Here is a 2862-nt window from a genome sequence, read left to right as displayed (position 1 = left end):
GCCAACACTCCCGTAGCCTGCAAGGGAGTCCACACTGTGTGGTACATCTGCGCACCTTTGGAAGCAGATATCATCGTTGTTGATGATGAAGGTTATTTAATCCACCCTGGCACGATGCCAGTCACCCGGACGGGGAACATGCTTCCCGTCGGGCAGGGTGTTCTCCGTCTTTTTTATTTAAGGAGAACATCATGCAAAAAAGAGAACTTATCATGCTGGACAGTCCCGCGCTGTCTGCGGCATTTCCCGGTAAAAAACCGCTGGAGCGGTTGTTTCTGGGCTTTCTGCTTGTCAATACCGCCTCAACGTTATGTCAGGATGACCCGTCTGAGCAATGGACAGGCCGGCAGGTGTCTGAGTCGCTGGCCTATATGGTGCCGGCATCAGAGAAAACCTATTCGGTTTACCTGTCGGACACGCAGTTAAGGGTGACACTCTCGGCGGATGCCTTCGGGCTGGCGGTGACCTCAATCGTGCTTGCCCGTATTGCCGCGCTGAATGGGCCGAATGCGGATGCCAGTCGGTTCCGTGAATTGCGGGAATATGTGGCTCAGCACCCGGAAAGCGGTCTGATAAGGTCAGTCATGACATGGGTGCCCCCCGAGGACTTTATCAGCCGGTCATTAATCGAAAATAAAAATAATCATTCTCACTGACGTTATCAGCCCATGATGCTGTTAACCCTTTTCTTAAGCGCCTGACCAGGGAGCTGAAAACACCTTCCCGGTCTCGGGCGGGTGTTTTCTTTATTTGACCTCAAATCAAGGAAATACGTATGGACCCCATTTTTTTACCGGCCCCGGATGACACCGGTCCGGCATGCCATGAAGACATTTTTACCGTGCAGGTCACCGGCCTGATGCAACACCCGCAAGCGAGGCAATCCCTGCGGGAAGAAACCCTGACCGTGTGCGAAGCGGCTTCGGTCACCGAAGCGGTGCAGCGCCTGAAGGTTATCCATCTGCTGGGCGACTGGCCGGTGCCGGAAACGTTATCTCATCAGGCGAAGTGCATTTTTTTCCCGCTGACCGTCATGATTTATGACGCCCAGGATGAAAAAGTGCTCGGTGGCCGATGCTATGATGAGATTGTATGGGCGCAGCCGGTGACGCTGGTATCAGACCGCCTGTCACTGGAAAAGCAACAGCAGCAGTTGTGTCAGTCAGCCGTGCTTGAGCAGAGCTGGCAGAATGCACAGGCTGCCCGGGCATTGTGGCATGAGGCGCACTTACTGTCGCTGCATGTGGTTTCACCCTGTTATCAACAGTGTCGTGAAGTGCGGGATATTCTCCGGCACGGCACGACAGTCAGTGTTTAACGCGTGAGGTATCACTATGGCACCTTTGCGTTTAACCGTCTGGCAGGTGATTGCCGGCACGCTGCTGAAGCGTCATTTTGGCCTGAACCTGGAGGATACGGTCCTGTGTGAAGCCGACACGGTGGCTGAACTGATGGCCCATGGCGTCCCCCCATTTGAAGCCATTAACGCGTTAGTGGATAAATACGATTTAACCCGGCTAGATGCGCAGGGTATCCCGCGCAGTACACCGTATCTGGGTATTCATGATGAACTGAGAGTGCTTTTCGACTGCGGTATTACCGAAACGATGCTCAGTCAGGCCAACGGGTCACCGTCCGAGTAACCCATTTTTTTAATCACCCATCGGGGGAATTGTGCCCTGATGGCGCGGTTCCTCCGGTTTATTCTTATTAATCCAATGAGGAACTTAACCATGGCAGAATGGGTCACCAATCAACTGGAAATTACCGGCAAGTCAGTGTGTATTGACGTGATGCAACAATGGGTCTGCGGTGAAGAAATTCCCCGTTACCGCCAGGCGGTACTGCAAAGCCTGCGATTGTTTCTGGCGGGCTGTGCGGGGATACTGAAACCGACTAAACCGCAAACTTATACGCCTTACCCTGATTTAGTACGCAGCACGGCGGCACCGACGGCGCAGAGCCTGGCTTTTGAACAGTGGCTGACGTTGTTGCAGGATAATGTGCCGTTAAGCAGCGATAACATTAAACGGATAGATAACCTGTACCGCCAGTCCGGTCTCAGCCTGGTGCGCTGGGAAAATATTCCGGCGCTGGCGCGCGACAGTATCACCCGTCTCCTGACCCGTCAGTATACCGACTGGTTTGGGATGGTAGGCTGGTCTGAGACGCCCGATATCGGCGCGTGCTGGGATAAGCTGAACGCTTACCCGGCATCGGCGCCGCCCTGCGATATGCTGATGATAATGCCGACCCGGCTGGCGACTGAGATTAACGGTAACAGTGGGTTGTTGAAAGGCATTGCGACGACGGCGCAGTTTTACGACGGGCAATACGGCCTTGAATGGCCGTTGGGTCACCATGTCCGCTGGGAGCGCCGCAATGTCAGCTGCTTAACCGTGCGTTTTGACTCCCCCTGGGCACCGCCGTCGGCCGAACTGATGGGCGAACTGTCATCGGTGTTTGACTGTGAAATCCGCCACGGGTACAGCGCATCGTCAGGTCAGCTCAAAGGCTACGATTGCTATGACCAGGGCGAGCATGTGGACAGCGGCAACGGGCAGTCAGGACGGGAAAACCGGCCGGCGCTTTATCTGGTCAACGAGGAGAAGCAGGCGGTGAACCTGCCCGTGCCGGCCATCGCGGTCGGGCCATAGCCATTCGTTTAACTCACCATTAATGTATTGTTTTATCTTCACTTCAACCGAAAGGGGAAAACAGGTTCCCCTTTCGGAACGTGTTTTCCCTTTATTTTTTGCAAGGAAAACACGTGATGTCATCACAGCCGGATCACCAGAAAGAATTTATCGCGCTGTTTAACCAGACGGCGCGTTATCACCGTCGTTACCAGGTCTTTCAGGA

Annotated in this window: 4 protein-coding genes; all 4 read left to right on the top strand. The window is 54.2% G+C overall.

Features of this window, described 5'->3' with window-relative positions; translation table 11 throughout:
- Window positions 1-191: 191 nt before the first annotated feature.
- The 4 genes from ABLA76_RS00575 to ABLA76_RS00560 all read left to right on the top strand — a co-directional run bounded on the left by ABLA76_RS00575 (window position 192) and on the right by ABLA76_RS00560 (window position 2657).
- Window positions 192-656, top strand: coding sequence for an antirestriction protein (locus ABLA76_RS00575; protein WP_348986460.1), 465 nt, complete (start codon window positions 192-194; stop codon window positions 654-656).
- A gap of 203 nt (window positions 657-859) precedes the next feature.
- Window positions 860-1318, top strand: a complete 459-nt coding sequence (locus ABLA76_RS00570) for a hypothetical protein (protein ID WP_348986459.1) — start codon at window positions 860-862, stop codon at window positions 1316-1318.
- Window positions 1319-1334: 16 nt separating this feature from the next.
- Window positions 1335-1643: a TA system toxin CbtA family protein gene (locus ABLA76_RS00565; RefSeq protein WP_348986458.1), complete on the top strand. Its 309-nt coding sequence runs from the start codon at window positions 1335-1337 to the stop codon at window positions 1641-1643.
- 90 nt (window positions 1644-1733) lie between these two features.
- On the top strand, window positions 1734-2657 hold the full coding sequence (locus ABLA76_RS00560; protein WP_348986457.1) for a DUF1281 domain-containing protein: 924 nt from the start codon (window positions 1734-1736) through the stop codon (window positions 2655-2657).
- Window positions 2658-2862 lie beyond the last annotated feature (205 nt).

It is taken from the genome of Xenorhabdus sp. SGI240, assembly GCF_040081915.1.
Lineage (GTDB): Bacteria > Pseudomonadota > Gammaproteobacteria > Enterobacterales > Enterobacteriaceae > Xenorhabdus > Xenorhabdus bakwenae.
This window is presented reverse-complemented; position numbering and strand designations above follow the sequence as displayed.

Excerpts from the sequence above, each read along its gene's own strand:
- ABLA76_RS00560 (WP_348986457.1), top strand. The coding sequence starts at position 1,734 with ATGGCAGAATGGGTCACCAATCAACTGGAAATTACCGGCAAGTCAGTG.
- ABLA76_RS00575 (WP_348986460.1), top strand. The coding sequence starts at position 192 with ATGCAAAAAAGAGAACTTATCATGCTGGACAGTCCCGCGCTGTCTGCG.
- ABLA76_RS00570 (WP_348986459.1), top strand. The coding sequence starts at position 860 with ATGCAACACCCGCAAGCGAGGCAATCCCTGCGGGAAGAAACCCTGACC.
- ABLA76_RS00565 (WP_348986458.1), top strand. The coding sequence starts at position 1,335 with ATGGCACCTTTGCGTTTAACCGTCTGGCAGGTGATTGCCGGCACGCTG.